Raw genomic sequence first — 18,077 nt, 5'->3', positions numbered from 1 at the left:
CTCTGGCGATGGGTGCAAGCCCATGAGTGATTCTAACGGTTGCCACAGGTCTTATTCAGGCAAAAACAGGCCAAACGAAGGCAAAAAACGTAAATAAGCTTTGTGGCAACCGTTACAGTTTCCAACGCTTCTTTTTTGTGCAAATAAGCTCCGTGGCAACCGTTAGAGTTTATGGCACCCCTAGCTCAGGCAATTATCCCGCCGATTGGCAGGGCAGGCGGTTCGGAATGGGTTGGACGGCGCGCACAAGCAAAACCATCAGCCCCCCATCCGATTTGGCAGATTTAAATAAAAGCGTAATAAAACAGTAAATTTGGTTACTCACCAATGGGTTTCGCATTTAATCAACGTTAGCCTTGACCCGTCAGCCGCTTGCATCAAGTTCGCTAGCTTGTAAAAGGGACCAGGAGTAAAAAAGGGGGCTCCCGCAAGCAGACCTGACGCGCGAAAACAGAGAAACCCGCCGTCCCCCGGCGGGTTTCTTTCCAATCCTTTTTGCCAACTGCCCGCAATCGGCAGCCTTCTCATCCCTTGACCGAACCGGCGGCGAGGCCTTCCACGATCCGGTCGCTCATAACGAGGAACACCAGCAGGATCGGCAGGATGCTGATCATGAGCGTCGCTCCGATCGCGCCCCAGTCGGTGGTATACTGGCCGATGAAATTTTGCACGCCGACCGTGAGCGTCTTGTGGTGATCCGAGCTGATGAACGTGTTGACGAAAATAAACTCGTTCCAGTTGTAGATCATGTTGATGATCGCAGTGGTCGCGAGCACGGACGAGGTCATGGGCAGCACGATGCGCAGGAACATCCGGTTCACCGTGCAGCCGTCCATGACGGCGGCCTCCTCCACTTCTCGTGGCAGCGCGTAGTAGAAGCCGAGTAAGATCATGATCGTGGTCGGCAGGTTGAAGGCGATGTAGGACAGGATGATCGACAGCGGATTGTCGGTCAGGTGCAGCTTCAGAAACAGGCTGAACAGCGGGATCAGCGTCGAATGGACGGGAATCATCAGGCCGAGCATGAACAGGCCGAGGACGAAGGAACGGCCCTTCCAGCGCATCCGGGTCACGGCGTAGGTGACGAAGCTGCCCAGGAGCACGGTGGCGACGAGGGCGACCGCGGTGATCCAGACGCTGTTGAAAAAATACACCCCGATGTTCCCGTTCACCCACACGTTCTCGTAATTGCTCCAGTGCGGCTGCTTCGGAATGGCGAAAGGCGCCATGTTGAACACTTCCTGGTTGTTCTTTAGCGAGAAAATCATCAGCCACACGAGCGGCAGCACCTGAATGACGGCGACGAGGACGAGAATGAAATACAGAAGCGCGTGCCCGATCCTCCTCAGCGGGTGCTCCTTGCTCCTCCGGCGCGGGATCAAAGGGCGGGCGGCGGCGGGAACGCTCATCGGCGGCTCCTCCTTTCAGACGTACGGGAGTCAGGCATATTGGATCGTCTCCTTGGTGGCGGTGAGCTTCCGGATCAGATAGGTGGCGGCCAGACAGATGAGCAAAAGGAAAAATCCGACCGCGCTGCCGTAGCCGAAGTCATAGCTGCGGAACGCCTGATGATACATATAGGAGGCCATGACCTCGCTCGCGCCGTTGGGGCCGCCGTCGGTCATGACGTAAATCAGATCGAAGTATTTGAGCGACCCGACCACCGACAGCACCACCGTGACCTTGATGACCTCGCGGATGAGCGGAAGCTTGATCCGGGTGGCGATTTTCCACGGGCTGGCTCCGTCGATCCGCGCCGCCTCGATGAGCGATTCGGGGATGTTTTTCAGGGCGGCGTAGTAAATCAGAATATAAAAGCCCGCATACTGCCAAATGATCGGAATGAACAAGGCGATCAGCACCAGCGAGGGCTCGGCCAGCCACGACGGCGGGTTGTCGAAGCCGAGAGAGACGAGCAGGCTGTTCAGCACGCCGTTCGTCGGGTGATAGATTTTGAGCCAGAGCTGGGCGATGGCGACTGAGGACAGCAGCATCGGGATCAGGTAAATTTTGCGCAGCAGGCTGGCTCCTTTAATCCGGCCCGAGAGGATGAGCGCGATGGCCAGGTAGCCGATCAGGCTGACCCCCGAGAACAGCGCCAGCAGCAGCGAATGCAGGGCGCTCTGCCAAAAGGCGCTGTCCCGCATCAGCGCCTTGTAATTTTCGAGACCGATGAAGGTCATCTTGCCGATGCCGTCCCATTCGTTCAGCCCGTAATAGCCGGTCAGGACGATCGGGACAAAAATAATGCCCATCATGAGGATTAGAGACGGCAGCACGTACAGCGCGATGATCCATTTGTTGGACATGACTTTTTCCATGCCTGCATCCCTCCTTTACGTATCGAATTCCTTGTTGCAAACAGAAGCGGAGTCCCTGCAGCCAGCGAGGGGCCTCCGCTTCGTCCGGTTTCGGTCTGGTCAGTTGCCTTTCTCGATGGCTTCCTTGTGATTGGCGGCGAACTGCTCGGGGGCGACCGCCTTGCCGAACAGCGCCTGAATCATGTCGAGATGGACCTGAGCCGCGCCGGGCTTCATCTGCACGTCCGCGAAAAGGGTGATGCTGCTGGCGTTGTTCAGTTCGTTCAGCAGTTCGACGTACAGCGGAGGAAGGCTTCCGCTCGAGGTGTCTACCTTGGTGGCGGGAATGACGCCCGCCGCCGTGACCGATTCCTCGCCCCACTTGGTGACGAAATACTCGACGAAGGCTTTGGCCTCCTCCTTCACCTTGGAAGACTCGGCCACGAAGAGCCCGACGCCCGGGCCGCCGACCCAGCTGTTGACGTCGCCCTTGCCGCCGTCCACGGTCGGGAATTTAAAGAAGCCGACTTTATCCTTGAATGCCTGCGGGATGTCCGGATTGGTCGTGAAGTTGGGCAGCTCCCAGGTGCCCATCAGGTACATGGCGGCTTTCTCGTTCATGAATTCCGATTTGCCCTCGTCGTTGGACAAGCCATTAAAGCCTTTGTTGAAGGCGTTCATGTCGACCAGGGCCTGTACCTCGGCGGCTGCTTTGACGAGGCCGGGGTCTTCGAAGGAGGCGGTGCCGTTGGTGGCGTTTTTCAAGGTTTCGCTGCCGGCGATCCGGTCGGCCAGATACATGTACCAGAGAGAGCCGGTCCAGCGGTCCTTGTTGCCCAGAGCGATCGGAGCCACGCCGCCCTCCTCCAGCGTCTTGACGACCTGCAGAAATTCGTTGTACGTCTTCGGAACCTGGAGGTTGAACTTGGCGAAAATATCCTTGTTGTAGTAAATCGGCGAAATGTTCAGCTCAATCGGCAGCGCGTAGGTTTTGCCGTCCACCGCGTAAGCCTCGGTCGTGCCGGAAACGAATTTGTCTTTAAGCTGTTCGCCGGTCAGGATATCATCCAGCGGGGCGAACAAGCCGCCCTCCACATAAGGCTGCATGAACCCCGCCGCCCAGGTGATGCCGACATCCGGCAGCTTGTTGGAGGCGGACAGCACCTTCAGCTTGTTTTTGTACTGCTCGTTTTCCAGCACCTCCTGTTTGATGGTGACGTTGGGGTGCTCATCCTGATATTGCTCCACGATTTGGCTGACCAGTTTATTCTGCTGGGCCGAGCTGCCCGCCGGCCATAGATGCATCAGGTTGAGGGTAACCTTCTCGTTGGAAGCCTGGGTGGCCGCAGCCGTGTTTTCCGCCGTCGCCGCCGCGGCGGACGGGCTGTCCGAGGCGGAGCCGCCGCTCTTCGAGCCGCAGCCCGTAAGGACGAGCGCGAGACCGAATGTCAGCATGAACCCCTTGGTCAATGCGTTTCTTGGCATTGCGATAACCTCCATTTTTTAGATAGGCGGATATGTAACCGCTCTCAAAACAAGTCTAGCAGTCCATACGGAGGTTTATAAGGTCACGCCCATTGGCAAAAACTCCACTCTTATTGGATGTTGGTCAGCGGATATCCGTCGGAGCTTCCCGCATCTGCTGGCGGTAGCGGCTCGGGCTCACGCCTTCAAGCGACTTGAACACCTTGATAAAATACTTGTCCGTCCGGTATCCCACCCGCTCCCCGATCTCGCCGACGGACAGCTGCGAGTTCAGAAGAAGCTCTTTCGCCCGCTGGACGCGGAGGCGGGACAGGTACTCACTGAACGGAAGGCCGGTCTGCTCCTTGAACAGCACGCTGAAATAGCTGGCGTTCAGGTGAATGCGACCGGCGACCTCCGCCATGGTGAGCGGCTGGTGCAGATGAGCCTCCACATGTGCGAGCGCCTCCCGCACCGGCCCGCTCATGCCCTCGCCGCCGGGATCGGCGCCGAGCAGCTTGAGGTCGACCAGCTTTTCCAGCTTGCCGCGCTGCTCTTCTTCCTCCACCCGCTTCAGCGCTTCCTCCGTCACCTGCACGAGCTCGGCCTTGTCGAGCGGCTTCAGGAGATAATTGATCGCTCCGAGCCGAAGCGCCTGCTGCACGTAGTCAAATTCGGCATAGCCGGAGATGACGATGACGACCGGCTTGCGGGCATTTCCCTCCAGGGAGCGGATCAGGTCGAGTCCGCTCACCTCCGGCATGCGGACGTCGGTGATAAGCAGATGGACCCGCTCCCGGTTCAGCCGCTCCAGCGCAGCCACGCCGTTGTCGGCGGTCTCGATGGAGGCGGCAAGCCGCCCCGCGGCCCAGGCCTCCAGCGTCTGCTTGATGCCCTGCCGCGTCCGCGGCTCATCATCTACGACGAGAATCGTTCGGCGGCTCAAGGTCATGGCGTTCCCCTCCCTCATTCGGCAGTTCGAATTGAATGGTTGTCCCTTGCGCCGGCTTGCTGTCGATGCGAAGCCCTCTCGTTCCTGCGGCTTCGCCGTAGTGAAGCAGCAGCCGGCGATGCACGTTGACGAGCCCGACGCCCGTTCCCTTGGAAGAGAGCGGCGGCCCGCCCTCCAGGGTGCGGTACAGCGCGCCAAGCGTCTCCTCCTCCATGCCGGGGCCGTCGTCGCTTACAATGACGCGGGTCCAGCCCTCGCGGCCGGCCGGCTGTGCGGCGACGCGGACCGTGCCGCTGCCGACGCGGCTCTCGACGCCGTGCAGGATGGCGTTCTCCACGAGCGGCTGGATCAGGAGCCGGGGCACCGGGACGGCCGCTTCCCGGGGCCCGAGCTCGACGGACCAGCCCAGCCGATCGCCGAGACGCATCTCCATGATCTGGAGATACCGGCGGACCTGCTCGATCTCTTCGCCAAGCGTAACCCATTCGTCCTGGCCCGGTTTGCCGATCAGGTAGCGGAACAGCCGCGAGAGCACGACGACGAGCCGCGCCAGCTCTTCCTCTCCCTTTTCCTCGAGGGACCAGTGGAAGGCCTCCAGGGTGTTGAACAGAAAATGCGGGTTGATCTGCGCCTGAAGCGCCTTGAGCTCGGTGCGGCTCTGCAGCACCTCTTTCTCGTAAACGACGCGGATCAGCTCGTTCATGTTGGCGATCATGCCGTTATAGGTGTTGTTCAGCTCGCGCATCTCCGTCGTGGACGCCGGCTGCTCGTTGGGGGTAAGGACGCCGAGCCGCGATTTGCGCATGGCCCGGATCAGGTGAAGGAGCGGCCGGGTGATCATGGTGGACAGACCGAACGAGAGCAGCAGGAACAGCAGGCACCCGGCCCCGCCCGAGACGAGCAAAACGGTCCGCAGCATGGAGATGCCTTGGGTCACGTAGCGGACGGGCGTCAGCACGAGCAGCGTCCAGTCCGCTTTGTCCGAGCGCTGCTTGACCTGCACGTATTCCTTGCCCAGGTAGCGGACGGTCTGTCCGCTGCTCTGCAAAAGAGGCAGGAGATCCGCTGTCGGGGCGGTGTTTGAGCCAAGCAATTGGCCGTCGTCGCTCACCAGCAGGATCGATTCGCCTCCCTCGCTGTCGGACAGCGGGTCGTTCAGCTGGAAGTAGCTGCGCTGAATGCGGGCCATCAGGTAGCCGCCGCGCGAGAACCCGCGGTCCATCAGGCTGACCTGGCGGAGGGCGAGCAGGCTCTGGCTGTCGTTCGGATCGACGCCGATCCAGACCAGGCGCCCCTTTTGAATATTGGCTTCGTTAATGTAACGCTCGCCGGTCCGCAGCCGCAGGCTGCCGTCCTTAATCGGAAACAGCAGCCGGAAGTCGGCCGTGTACAGCTCCAGCGAGCCAACGCTCGGCAGATACGCCTGATAGCTGGAGACGATCTGCTGAAGCGACTGCCTCTGACCGAACGTAACCGCCCGGCCGTCCAGATTTTCCAGGAGCAGCCGCTGGACCGTCGGGTGGTTCGCCACCTGCTCGGTCAGGCTGTCGATCTGGCCGATCAGCGCATCCAGCCGCCCGTTCGCCTGGACGGCGGTCTGCTGGATGTGCCGCTCCGCGTTGTCCTTGAGCAGAGAGGAAACCCGGTCGTAGACAAACACCCCCGAAACCGCGAGGATAACCAGCATGACCAGCAGAAAGCCGAGGAAAATCTGATTGCGCAAGGTGTTCAGTTCCCGAAAACGGACGTGCACGAGGGAGCCCCCTTTTCTGACAGCGTTTCCAGTTTCTATTTTCCGGCAGTCCCAGGGATTGTCAAGCCCGTTTGTAGAGAGCGCACGGCGGGAAACCTTCAACATAAAGCCCGGGGATACGCTGCTGTTGCTCGGAGACGAGGCGCAGGGCATCGCCATTGTGTGAAAAACGAGCTGTTTCGGCAGTTTGCGGAAGACATCTTGAAGGCGCAAAGCCGGAACCCGGAGGACGAATGAACGCGATCCTGACGAAAAACCTCACCAAGACCTTCGGCAGCCGTACCGCCGTGCAGCCGCTTAACTTGGCCGTGGTGCCGGGCGAGCTGTTCGCTTTGCTTGGCGTGAACGGAGCGGGCAAAACCACGACCATCCGCATGCTGACCTGTCTGAGCCGGCCAAGCGGCGGGGATGCGTTCATGCCGGGCGACAGCATCGTATCCGTTCCAACCGCCGTCAAACGGAAAATCAACGTGTCTCCTCAGGAAACGGCGGTCGCCCCCAACCTCACGGTAAATGAAAACCTGGCGCTCATCGCGGGCATCTACACCGGCGGCAAAAAAGAAGCCGCCCGGAAGGCGGCGGCCATGATCGAAAGCTTCGGACTCGCGGAGGTGGCGAAGGACAAGGCGAACCCTTATCGGGCGGCTGGCAGAGGCGGCTGCCCGAGCTTTGGTGGGTGATCGGTTATGCCGCCGCGATCTTCGTTCTGGCGGTCCTCGCCTTCCATCGCAAAATGAAAAGCGACGGGAAGTAGCGAGAAGATAGCGAGAGGCCTTTTCCGAAAACGCCTCTTGCCGCTCAAACGGGGTTTCGTTCAAGAACGGCAAGCCCGTTCTTTCCGTGCATGGGGCGGCAAGCAGGACGCTGGAAGCAGCCGGCCTCTTATTTCGGCCGGATCGGAAACAGCAAATCAAGCTGCATGTTCCGGTAATCGAACGAGGGGTTTTGTACGTTATGGAAATAATTCAGCTGTTCCTCAAACGCCCAGTCCATTTCCGGCGCATGCGGCTCACAGCGGACAGAACCCCAATCGTTTTCGTAAAGCCCGCTGCTCATTACCCAATCATGCAGCAGCCCCCAATGCTCAAACTCCCCGAATGCAATTGCATGCGCCGCGTACAAGCCGCCGTGGAATTTCTTTTTGGCAAGCGGAGCCGGCACCTCCAGGCCGTCGGGAATCGTCACCCACATTTCGTAGCCTTGGGACGGAGTTCCGTAAGCACCGCGGGAGATCGGGTTGTTAAACCCGAAATGGCGCACGTCGGGCTTCAGCCGGAGCAGCCCGCTTTCCCGCACAAACTTGTCCAGCGCGCTTCCCGCACGGTCCTCGCAGTCCTCTCCCATGCAGTGGCTGGCGGCTACCGTGGCCGGCGGCAGGTACACAATCCGCACATCCGTTAATTTCATGAGCTTCGCTGCGGCTTGATTCAGTTCATCCATTGCTTTTTCCTCCTGAAAGGGTATTTTGGCAAGACGGAGCGTTCCCGCCAGCCTTTGCACGGCTTCGTCGCCGAGCAAAAAACCGGGCTTGATCCGGGCGGGCAGGCTTTCGTTCAACCGGGCGACAAGGCCCGCCGCAATGCTTCGAATCGTCGACAAGGCCGTCATCTCTTCGTCCAGCCCGCGGATATGGTCCCGGAACACCTCCAGCGCCCGGACGGCATCTTCGCTGCGAAGAATGTCGGCAATGTGCTTCAGCGAAATGCGCAGCTTGCGCAAAATGACGATCTGCTGCAGCCGGAGCAGCGCCTCTTCGTCATAGGTGCGGTACGCATAATCGTCCTTTTTGACGCTCCGCAAAAGGCCGAGCTGCTCGTAATACCGAAGCGTCCGGGTGGACAATTGAAAGGCCCTGGACACCTCGCTGATCGTTTGCAATTCCATAGACGCCCCTCCCATCGCGTTTATTGTAACGGGCGACACGACGTCAAAGTCAATGACGTTTCGAACAAAAAGCCCCCCGTCGCAAGACCAGGGGGAGGACGGCAGCTTCTTGCCCGGCTCGACACATATGGCCAATCGCCGGGTGGGAAATAGAAAGCTGCAAATATGCATGATTCCAGGCGGCAAATAAGAAATGAAACAGGAAATAATGCGATTGTGCAGCATTTTTCGGCCTTTTGCGCCACTCTGGGCCTAATCGACCCCAAAATCCTGCATATCCGCAGCATTTATCGAATAAAGGCGCTTCCGGTCATGAGAATCCTGCATTTTCGCAGGATAATGCCGCTTAGACGAGGAAGCGAGGAACGGAGCACAGCCTTTCCTCAGTCGAACCCCCGTCCACTTCGTTGACAACGGCTTGCATCGGTTCCTCCTTGGAGCACGTTTCCAGGCCAACGAAATCAGGCTGCCCCCGACCGAATGGAGAGTAAAAGAGTTCCCTGCATCCAAACGGCTATCGCGTTCCATCGCATAATGGATAGCAGCGGAAAGCAAGTCCCCCTATCCGCGTCGGCCGCCAAATGGATACCAACGGAAAGCAAGTCCCCCTATCCGCGTTCCACCGCATAATGGGTATCAGCGGAAAGCGAGTCCCCCTATCCGCGCCGGCCGCCAAAAAATCCCCTTTGCGGCGCAAACCGCAAAGGGGATCTTTATAAGCCTGCTCGCCTGCCGTCAGCTAAAGTCCGGCAAATACCCGCCTTCCTCCTTCAGCCGAGCCCGCAGCGCCTGCACGTCGACTGCGCGGACGTCGCCGGCGGGGTCTTTCGCGGCCATGGCGGCGGCTGTTCCGGCCGCTTCGCCCATCGCCAGGCAGACCGGCATGACGCGTACGCTTCCCTGCACGCTCCGTTCGCAAGAGATGGACCGGCCCGCGACCAGCACATTCCGCAGTCCTTCCGGCGTCAAGCAGCGGTAAGGGATGCCGTGGGATTCCCCCCGGCCGTAACGCTTGAAATCCGGCCGTTTGGACGCATCCTTTTCCTCGATCTCCGTCCGGTGAATGTCGAGAAAGTAGCTGTTGCGGCAAATTTCATCCGGGAAGCTGCGCCGGCTGATGTAGTCGTCTACGGTCAGCACGTAGTCGCCTTTGATCCGGCGCGTTTCCCGAATCCCCAGCAGCGCCCCCGTGCTCGCCACAAAAGCATTGCCGAAGGCATCGGGCAAAAACTCGGCGAGCGCGTCGCGGTAAGCGGCGGCCATTTTGCGGCCCTGCATGAGAGCCGCCGAGACGGAAGCCGGGTCCGTGTTGTCCACGTTCCACAGATGGCCGGCGTTGAAGCCCACCGTTCCGGGGGCGATCAGGTTGTTGCAGATGTGAAAGTCGGGAATAAGCGGATAACGGCCGGACCGGACGATGTCGTAAATCGGACTGTCCGGGACATCCCCATGCAGACGAGGGGCCTCGGCATACGCCTTCTCGTCCACATTCCCGAGCGAAAAGCAGTGGGTGGCCGGCATGAGGTCGCCGTTTCCGCCGTCTCCCTTAAAGTAGTCGGCGCCCGCCCAGGCCGCCAGATCCGCATCCCCGGTGCAGTCTACGAACACGCGGGCCGAAAAGGCCTGCAGCCCGTTTTTGTTGGCGGCCCAGAGAACGGTCACGCCGCCGCGGTCATCCGTTTCGACCCCGGCAAGCGTGGTCAGAAACAGCACCTGAACGCCCGCGCTTTCCACCAGCTCGTCGTAAACCCGCTTCAGCTTTTCCGGTTCGATCGGAACCCAGTCCAGGGCATCCTTCGGCACATGCGGCATCTCCGCCTTCAGCCGCTCAAACACCTGCTGCGCCAGCCCCCGGTAGATAATTTTCTCCTGGTCGGAGAACGGGCACCAGGCCGGAACCAGACCGCCGGTTCCCATCCCGCCCAGGCTGCCGGTTCCTTCGATCAGCAGCGTGCGCGCCCCTTCCCGGGCGGCGGCAGCGGCGGCCGTACAGCCGGCCGGTCCGCCTCCTGCGACAATGACATCCCACTCGTCCTGCAGCGGAACAGCCTTCTGTATGAAGTGAGTTTTCACCGTATCCATCGTTTTCCTCCTATTTCCCGAGGGAGGCATACCATTCATTTAATTCCTTCGTGCTCTCTTCTCCGCCCGCCGCTTTATACTTGGCAATGAACGCGTCCAGCTCGGACACCGGCGTTTCGCCTACAATGACCTTGACGGCGAAGTCGTTAATCATTTGCCCCAGCGACTGGCTGTACTTGGCGGTAACCGGCATGACCGGAGCAACGCCGGTAGGATCGACAACGCGCGCTTCCGCCGGCAGCGTCTTGTTCAGGAAGCTGAATGCCTCGTCCAGACGGGGGTCCTTTTTGACCCGTGCTTGCCAGTAAGTGGGATACAGTTCTTCATCAATGCCCATCAAGTAGTTATTGGCGTTGTTGCGCTCGTCGTTGAAGGCAGGCAGAATCGGGGCATATACGCCATCCTTATAGGTGTGATGCTTCCCTTCTTCGCCGATGACCATCAGCTTAAACGTTTCTTTTTCCAGCTTGGCATTCATCCACTTGATGGCATCCTCGGGATGCTCGGCGCTTTTCGGAATGAAGGTAACGCGGTCAAACCCGGAAGACGCCGACAGCCCCAATTTTCCGTCCGGGCCCTTCAAGGCGGTGAGGAAGGCGAATTCCGCATCCGGCTGGTTCTGCTTCAACGCGTCGCCCAAAGTGGGCACGTCGTACCAGGCGGCGACAATCACGCCCGCCCTGCCGCTCGTGAACTTCTCCTTCGTCGTGGCGTCCTTGTTCACCGGGAACTCCTTGTCGAGCAAGCCCTGGTTGTAAAGCTCTCCAACATAGGTCAAGTAGTCCGGAAAGCCAGGCATGAGCGGCCGTTCGACCAGCTTGCCGTCCGTTACGTTCCAGTGGTTCGGAACGCCGAAGGCGCCGGCGATGTTATCGATAATCGGAGAGGAGCCGTTAATGGTCATCGGGACCGCTTTGTTGCCAAGTCCGGACGGGTCCTTCTCCTTGAACGCTTTCAGTACGGCAGTCAGCTCATCCAGCGTTTCGGGCATTTCCATCCCGACTTTTTTGAGCCAATCGGTGCGGATCATCAGGCTGGTGGTGCTGAATTCCGCCGAACGGTTGGGAATGCCGTAAATTTTCCCGTCCAGCGTGAAGGCGTCGAAGGATTCCTGCGAAACCGAGGCCTTGATATTCGGGCCATACTTCTCGATGAGCGGCGTCAGGTCCACCAAAGCGCCTTTATTTGCATACTCGGTAAACATGGCTTTATCCCCGGCCACGGTAATGGCATCGTAAGGCGTATTGGAGGAAACGAGCAGGTTGAGCTTTTCAATCGGCTTTTCGCTGGGCAGCATGTCGTACTTGACCTTGTACCCGGTCCGCTCCTCCAGCAATTTGGCGACCGGATACGTGTTATAGTCGTCCTTCATCCAGATGTTAAGCGTTTTCAATTCCGGCTTTGTTTCGGCTCCCGTTTGTGCCGTTTCCGCTGCTCCCGGAGCGTTTGACTCCGAAGCCTTGCTTCCCGAATCGGAACTGCCGCAGCCCGCTGCGCTGAGCGCGAGACCGGCGCACAACGTCAACGACAGCCATTTTTTGGTGTTCATAGTACCCCTCCTGATGAATTGGTTTTCTGGATTGTCTTGCTTTATATGAAACGCTCTTCCGCAAAGCGGGAAGAGGCGGTCTCACCGATGTTCCGGGGGCTGCCGGAGCAGCCTCCCGTCCCGGATGGCGGATCAGCCCTTGACCGAGCCGATCAGCACGCCTTTGATAAAGTATTTTTGCAAAAAGGGATAGACGCACAGGATCGGAACCGTCGAGGCGACGACGGTGGCAGCGCGAATGCCCTCCGGCGACATGTTCATCATGTCATCCGCGCTTTTGTTGATCGCGGTTGAAGTATCCGCATCCATCACCACGTCCCGCAAATACAATTGCAGCGTCCGGAGAGACCCGTCATTGAGGTAAATCATGGGGCCGAAAAAGTCATTCCAATAGCCTACGGCGTAAAACAGCGCGATGGTCGCGATAACCGGCATGCACAGAGGCAGCAGGATAACAAAAAGGATCCGGTAGGTTTTGGCTCCGTCAATGCGCGCCGATTCTTCCAGCGCTTCCGGCAAGCCCTCAAAATAACTCTTGATGACGAGCATGTTGAACACGCCGATCAGGTTGGGCAGAATAAGCACCCACAGGTTGTCGATCAGCCGGAGCTCCCGCATCAGCAAATAGGTCGGGATCAGGCCGCCGTTAAAAAGCATGGTGAAAACGAACAGGAGCATAAAGAAGGAAATACCCGGAAGATGGCGCTTCGACAACGGATACGCCGTGATGGCGGTCAGCAGGATGGACAAAAGCGTGCCCACCCCGGTGACCCCGACCGAGATCACAAACGCGCGGAGAAAGGTCGAGGACGACACCACCTCGCGCAGCGTGTCCAGCTGAAACCCCACCGGGAAAATCCCCACTTGACCGGAGAGAATGGCCCACTCCTCGCTGACCGATTTGGAGAAAACATTTGCCAAAGGAAGAAGCATGGCCAGGGCCATCGCCACAAGAAAGACATAAATCACCGAATCCAGTATCCAGTCGCTTGCCGTTCGTTTGTTCATTTGTGCCGCAGCCCCTTTCTACCAGATTCCCCGGTTCATGAATTTCTTGCTGAAGTAGTTGCCGGTGATGATCAGAATAAAGCCGACAACGGAATTGAACAGGCCGACGGCCGTGCTGAAGCTGTAGTCCATTTGGCCGAGCCCGATCCGGTATACAAAGGTGCCGATAACGTCCCCCGTCTCGTATACGGTCGGGTTGTACATGGTCAGAATCTGTTCGGTTCCCGCGTCGAGCACCGAGCCGAGCCGCAGAATAAACATCAGGACGATGGTGGGCATGATGCCCGGAAGCGTGATGCTGAACATCCGCCGGATTCGCCCCGCCCCGTCAATGGCGGCCGCTTCGTACTGCTCCTGGTCGATGCCGGCAATCGCCGCGATATAGACGATGGCGCTCCAGCCGGTCTCCTTCCAGCCGGCCGTAAAGACCATGACGCTGCGGAAGTAGTCGTTGCTCATCAGGAAATTGACCGGTTCTCCGCCGAGGCGTTCAATCAGGTTATTGACCAGTCCCCCCGAGGGCGAAAGGATCGTCACGAACAGGCCGGAAATGATGACCCATGATAGAAAATGCGGCATGTACACGATGGTCTGGACCGTACGCTTGAACGCCATCAGCCGGACTTCATTCATGATCAGGGCCAGAATGATCGGCAGCGGAAAGAGCAGCACGATCTTGTACACGCTGATCAGCAGCGTATTGGTGAAGACCTGGGCGAATTCCTCCGAATTCATCAGCCTGGCGAATTGGTCGAAGCCGACCCAACGGCTTCCCGCTATGCCGTCGAAGATGTTGAAGTCCTGGAACGCAATCACGATCCCGTACATGGGCGTGTATTTAAAAAGGAGCAGAAAAAGCAAACCGGGCACAAGCAAAAGGTAATAGTCCCGGTTGATCCAGGCATACCTCCACCGGCTCGCCTTCCGCTTACCGGAGACGCCGACCCGTCTGTTTTCATCTGCTTTTGCCGGTACATTCACGTTCATTGTGCATCCCTCCGCTTGCGTGTGCCTTGATTATAGCCCGTCAAGCAGAACCGGCAGTAGAAGGTGAAACTACTATTTCTGGTCTCTGGTTATGAAAAAAGAGGCCGTCACCCGGCCTCCCCCTTGCTTTCGATGGCCCGCAGACGCACCGTAACCGCCGTTCCCTCGCCCGGCGCCGTCGATACGGAGAGCCCATAACTCTCCCCGGCAAAAAAACGAATGCGCTCGTTTACGTTATACAGCCCGTACGAAGCGCCCGAGCCGTCCGCCCGCAGCTCCGGACGCGGCTCCGCCAGCAGCCTGCGGGCCGCAGCTTCCTCCATGCCGATCCCGTCGTCTGCAACGATGAGCAGCACGTCGCCGTCCGCGCGCTTGGCGGTGATGCGGATGGTCCCCTGGCGGTCCTTCCGCTTGCGGATGCCGTGCAAAAGCGCGTTCTCGACGATCGGCTGAAGGGTCAGCTTCGGCACAAGGCAGGACGCAAGCCCCGGCTCCGCTTCGATGGCATACGTAAACGTAGAGGGGAAGCGGCTCTGCTGAATGTCCAGATACACGCGGGCCAGCTCCAGCTCGTCGTGAATGCTTACGTTGTCCTGGCCGCTGTTTAGGCTGAGGCGAAAATACCGGGCGAGCGCCTCGATCATCTGGCTGGTGTCCTCCGCGCCGTGCGCAATGGCCGACCAGTTGATCATGTCCAGCGCGTTGTACAGGAAGTGCGGATTGATCTGCGCCTGCAGGGCCTTGAGCTGCGCTTCCCGCTCCTGCACCCGGGCCCGGTAGGAATCTTCGATAAGCCCGTTCATTTTGTGGATCAAGTGGTCCACACTCCGTTCCAGCAGCAAAAAATCCCCTTCCGGCATCGACCGCCGGTCCTCCAGCCAGCCGACGCCTTCCTTACGCATCATCCGGAGAATCATTTGCACCCGGTTTCGGATGCTGCGGGTGAGGAAGGTAAGGAGAACAAAAGCCAGCAGCAGAAAGAGCAGCGTAATTCCCGCCAAGGTAACCACGCTTCCGAACTGGCTGAGGCCGGTCGCCCGGTGGGAAATCTCCTTCTGCGAGACTTGCGCGACCAGCTTCCAGCCTGTTGTGCCGATCGTCCGGTAGATCGTATACACGCCTTCCCGGCCGTCGTCCGGCGGGAGAATGCCTTCCTCCGAACGGGCGATCTGCCGGACGGCTTCCCCGTCCGCAATCAGGCCGGCCGTCTCCTGCGCATCCTCCGGCGTCCCGGATTGCCCCGGCCCGAAAACCAGCGTTCCGTTCCCGTCCATGACCAGCGGCTGGTAATCGGCGGACAGCTTCAGATCGTTCAGCACTTCCTCGATCACCCGTTTCGGGATATCCAGCACCAGGACACCGAGCACTTCATCAAACGCCCTCGGGTTGCGAAGCACCCGGGCAACCGAAAAAACGTCCTGCTCCCCGATATCGCTGTAGGTCTGCCGGTAAACGCCGGTCCAGACCATGCCTCCTCCCGCGTCCATGACTTCCCGATGCCAGGGATACGCTTGCAGCAGCTCCATGTTGAACAAATTGACGCCTTCGCCCGCATACAGCCTCGAGGAGTCGACAAAGAGCCGCATCCGGAGCACATCCGCGTTCTCCTGCGCCAGCGCGGCAAGATTCCGCAGCTCTTTCAGTTGGTCCAGCTGCCTGATCGTCCCGTCCTCCGGAGCCAGGTTGTCGTACAGAAGATCGTTCATAAAAATGGAGTTCGACGTATCGCTGATATGCTCCAGCTTGTAGGACAGGTTGAGCCCCGCCTGCCGGATGGTCTGCTGCATCGTCCGCGTCACCTCCTCCTCCAGTACGCTGGAGGTACGCTGGTAGTAGGAAACCAGCAGCACCGATACCGGAAGCAGAATGATCACCACGTACGCCAGCAGCCATTTGCGCGCCGCCAGAATCCCCTGCGCCAGACCGCGCAGATACTGCCATTTCGACCGCAAAGAATTGCCCATGTGCCCTCCTCTTTTCGCTTGCAAAACCGGCGGCACAGACTACAGGATTTGCTCCCGGTAGGCGCTGGGCGTGGAGCCGGTCGCTTTTTTGAACAGCTTGCTGAAATGGCTGGGATCGGAATACCCGACGGCGCGGCATATCTCGTAAAATTTGTTGGCCGGATCGCGCAGCAGCTCCTTGGCTTTGTTAATCCGCACCTTGGTCAAATACTCAAACAGCGTCTCGCCCGTTTCCTGCTTGTAGAGCAGGCTCGCGTAGGTCGGGCTCAAATAAACGCCCTCCGCGATATCGGCCACGGTCAGGTTTTCCTCGTACCGCTCTTCGATCAGCTCGCGGATGCGCTGGATAAGGTTTCCTGCCCGGCCGCTGCGTTTTTCCTCCACGCAGGCGCAAACCCCTTCCAGGTAGGCCGTTAAATACGCCTTCAGATCGGGGAGCGTTTCCAGCCGCAAAACCCGGTCCCACGCCTCCGCCTCGCCGGCTTCCCGCTCCTCCGTAAGCAAATTCAGCTCCAGAAGAACGCGCCCGGCCAGCAGCACAAGCTGAAGGCTTACGTTCCGGCCGTAACGCAGCCCTTCCCGGCGGTTGGCCGCAAGCTGAACGTAAACCTCCGCAAGCTCCGGCTGCAGCCGCTCCCGGTCCCCGGCTTTCAGCGCGGCAAGCATCCGTTCCGCCGCTTCCGGCTCAAACCGGTACCGGCCGCTCTCTCCGGTCTCCAGGCCGTCGATGGTAAGAATCCGGTTCTTGCCCAGGTACCACTTCTGCTCGGCGGCTTCCCGCGCCCGCCGGTAGGAGTCCGGAAGCTCCGCCAAGCCGCGGGCGACGCCGCCGATGCCGATCGTCACGCTGAGCTTCAGCCACCGGCTCAGATTGTCCTTGATCTGCTCCGCCAAAGCGAGCAGCAGCGCTTCCGCCTCCTGCTCTCCTTCCCCGTCCTCGCGCTCCCCCGCGCCGCTGGTTTCGCCGCTGGAGGGGGCGGCATCCGCCTCTTCGATCAGTGGCCTTCCGCCGCCAAACCGCACCAGGCCGATAAATTCCGCCTCCCGGTTTTCAAACGCGATTCCCTCCGCCCGGTCCTTCAGCAGCTCCTGGATAATATTAAGCGCCGCGTAGGATAGGAGCTGCTTGTCGCGCTCCGAGCGTTCCCCAAGAATGGCCGCGGCATCGTCAATTGTAATCAACAGCAGCGTGTAAGCGCTTTCCGCTTGCAGCGGAAGCTCCAGGAACCGCAGCTTTTCCCGGATGTTTTCCGGCTTTTCGCGCGTCTGCAGGAGGGAAAGGAGAAATTTCTCGCGCAGCAGCGGCATGCTTTCCGTCAGCTTGCTTTCCATTTCCCGAATCCGCCGGGCCTCCTTCCGGTCTTCATCCAGCGCCGCCGTCACGCGGCCGATGACGCTGCCCAGCTCTTTTCGGACGATCGGCTTGAAGATGTAATCCGCCGCATGCACCTGAAGCGCCGACCGCAAGTAGTCCTTGTTGTCGTGCCCGCTGATGAAAACGATTTTGGTTCCGGGCCAGCGCTTCTGGATTTCCCGCGCCATTTCGATGCCGTCCATAGCGGGCATTTTGACATCCGTCAGCACGATATCCGGCTGCACCTCCCCGATCAGCGCCAGCCCGGTATCCCCGTCGTCGGCCGTTCCGGCCAGCTCCACGCCGCAAGCCGCCCAATCAAAATAGGTTTGCAGCCCGTGCAGCACGGAGGGCTCATCATCCACCAGAACCAGCTTATACATGTCCATCCCCCGTTTCCCATGTCTGTATGTTTGTTGTAAGGGATTCGCTGCGCCAGGTCAATGTCTTTTTTCAAAAAACCGGCACGATTCGCTGCCAATCGACAAAAATCCCCCGCCGAAACGCGTGATTTTCCGATACCGTCCACCGGATAAGGCTGAGGGCGAACCGCGAATAAACACGCCGGTTCCGGACCGCCCGTTCGCAGAAAAGGGAAAAACCCCGCAGCTTGAAGCTGAGGGGGGTGGTTGTTGTGGGTTTGCTGCAGCTTGCTGCGCGGGTTGCCGCGGGTTGCCGCGCGTTGCCGCGCGTTGCCGCGCGTTGCCGCGGGTTGCCGCGGGTTGCCGCGCGTTGCCGCGCGTTGCCGTGGGTTGCCGCGCGTTGCCGCGCGTTGCCGCG

14 protein-coding genes are annotated in these 18,077 nt (G+C 59.5%); 1 reads left to right on the top strand and 13 read right to left on the bottom strand.

Features of this window, described 5'->3' with window-relative positions; all coding sequences use genetic code 11:
- Positions 1-524: 524 nt before the first annotated feature.
- The 5 genes from AC6I6H_RS18480 to AC6I6H_RS18460 all read right to left on the bottom strand — a co-directional run bounded on the left by AC6I6H_RS18480 (position 525) and on the right by AC6I6H_RS18460 (position 6,469).
- Complete coding sequence (locus tag AC6I6H_RS18480) at positions 525-1,409, bottom strand: carbohydrate ABC transporter permease (RefSeq protein ID WP_497955477.1); 885 nt, start codon at positions 1,407-1,409, stop codon at positions 525-527.
- 30 nt (positions 1,410-1,439) lie between these two features.
- Entirely contained in the window at positions 1,440-2,321 is an 882-nt protein-coding gene (locus AC6I6H_RS18475) for a carbohydrate ABC transporter permease (RefSeq protein WP_497955476.1), read from the bottom strand.
- A gap of 99 nt (positions 2,322-2,420) precedes the next feature.
- Positions 2,421-3,785: an extracellular solute-binding protein gene (locus tag AC6I6H_RS18470; protein WP_497955475.1), complete on the bottom strand. Its 1,365-nt coding sequence runs from the start codon at positions 3,783-3,785 to the stop codon at positions 2,421-2,423.
- A 124-nt stretch (positions 3,786-3,909) separates the two neighbouring features.
- Positions 3,910-4,716 carry a response regulator transcription factor gene (locus AC6I6H_RS18465; RefSeq protein WP_497955474.1) on the bottom strand — a complete coding sequence of 269 codons (807 nt, stop codon included), beginning with the start codon at positions 4,714-4,716 and terminating at the stop codon, positions 3,910-3,912.
- Positions 4,679-6,469 (bottom strand): sensor histidine kinase, encoded by a 1,791-nt coding sequence (locus tag AC6I6H_RS18460; RefSeq protein WP_497955473.1) that lies wholly within the window; start codon positions 6,467-6,469, stop codon positions 4,679-4,681. The genes AC6I6H_RS18465 and AC6I6H_RS18460 overlap by 38 nt, the downstream gene beginning before the upstream one ends.
- A gap of 233 nt (positions 6,470-6,702) precedes the next feature.
- Between AC6I6H_RS18460 and AC6I6H_RS18455 the strand changes: the two genes are divergently transcribed.
- Positions 6,703-7,149, top strand: a complete 447-nt coding sequence (locus AC6I6H_RS18455; RefSeq protein ID WP_497955472.1) for an ATP-binding cassette domain-containing protein — start codon at positions 6,703-6,705, stop codon at positions 7,147-7,149.
- 202 nt (positions 7,150-7,351) lie between these two features.
- Here the strand turns inward: AC6I6H_RS18455 and AC6I6H_RS18450 are convergent, their stop codons facing one another.
- From AC6I6H_RS18450 to AC6I6H_RS18415, 8 genes are all read right to left on the bottom strand, one after another.
- Positions 7,352-8,353, bottom strand: a complete 1,002-nt coding sequence (locus AC6I6H_RS18450) for a MerR family transcriptional regulator (protein ID WP_497955471.1) — start codon at positions 8,351-8,353, stop codon at positions 7,352-7,354.
- Between the two features lie 735 nt (positions 8,354-9,088).
- Complete coding sequence (locus tag AC6I6H_RS18445) at positions 9,089-10,435, bottom strand: FAD-dependent oxidoreductase (protein WP_497955470.1); 1,347 nt, start codon at positions 10,433-10,435, stop codon at positions 9,089-9,091.
- A 10-nt stretch (positions 10,436-10,445) separates the two neighbouring features.
- Positions 10,446-11,984 carry an extracellular solute-binding protein gene (locus AC6I6H_RS18440; protein WP_497955469.1) on the bottom strand — a complete coding sequence of 513 codons (1,539 nt, stop codon included), beginning with the start codon at positions 11,982-11,984 and terminating at the stop codon, positions 10,446-10,448.
- A 132-nt stretch (positions 11,985-12,116) separates the two neighbouring features.
- Positions 12,117-12,992, bottom strand: a complete 876-nt coding sequence (locus AC6I6H_RS18435) for a carbohydrate ABC transporter permease (protein ID WP_497955468.1) — start codon at positions 12,990-12,992, stop codon at positions 12,117-12,119.
- 18 nt (positions 12,993-13,010) lie between these two features.
- On the bottom strand, positions 13,011-13,979 hold the full coding sequence (locus AC6I6H_RS18430; protein WP_497955467.1) for an ABC transporter permease: 969 nt from the start codon (positions 13,977-13,979) through the stop codon (positions 13,011-13,013).
- Between the two features lie 107 nt (positions 13,980-14,086).
- Positions 14,087-15,943, bottom strand: coding sequence for a cache domain-containing sensor histidine kinase (locus AC6I6H_RS18425; protein ID WP_497955466.1), 1,857 nt, complete (start codon positions 15,941-15,943; stop codon positions 14,087-14,089).
- A 39-nt stretch (positions 15,944-15,982) separates the two neighbouring features.
- Positions 15,983-17,680: a response regulator gene (locus AC6I6H_RS18420; protein ID WP_497955465.1), complete on the bottom strand. Its 1,698-nt coding sequence runs from the start codon at positions 17,678-17,680 to the stop codon at positions 15,983-15,985.
- 70 nt (positions 17,681-17,750) lie between these two features.
- Positions 17,751-18,077 (bottom strand): hypothetical protein (locus AC6I6H_RS18415; RefSeq protein ID WP_497955464.1); only part of this gene is annotated, 327 nt, incomplete at its 5' end.

The sequence above is a fragment of the Gorillibacterium sp. sgz306347 genome (genome assembly GCF_059735245.1).
This window is presented reverse-complemented; position numbering and strand designations above follow the sequence as displayed.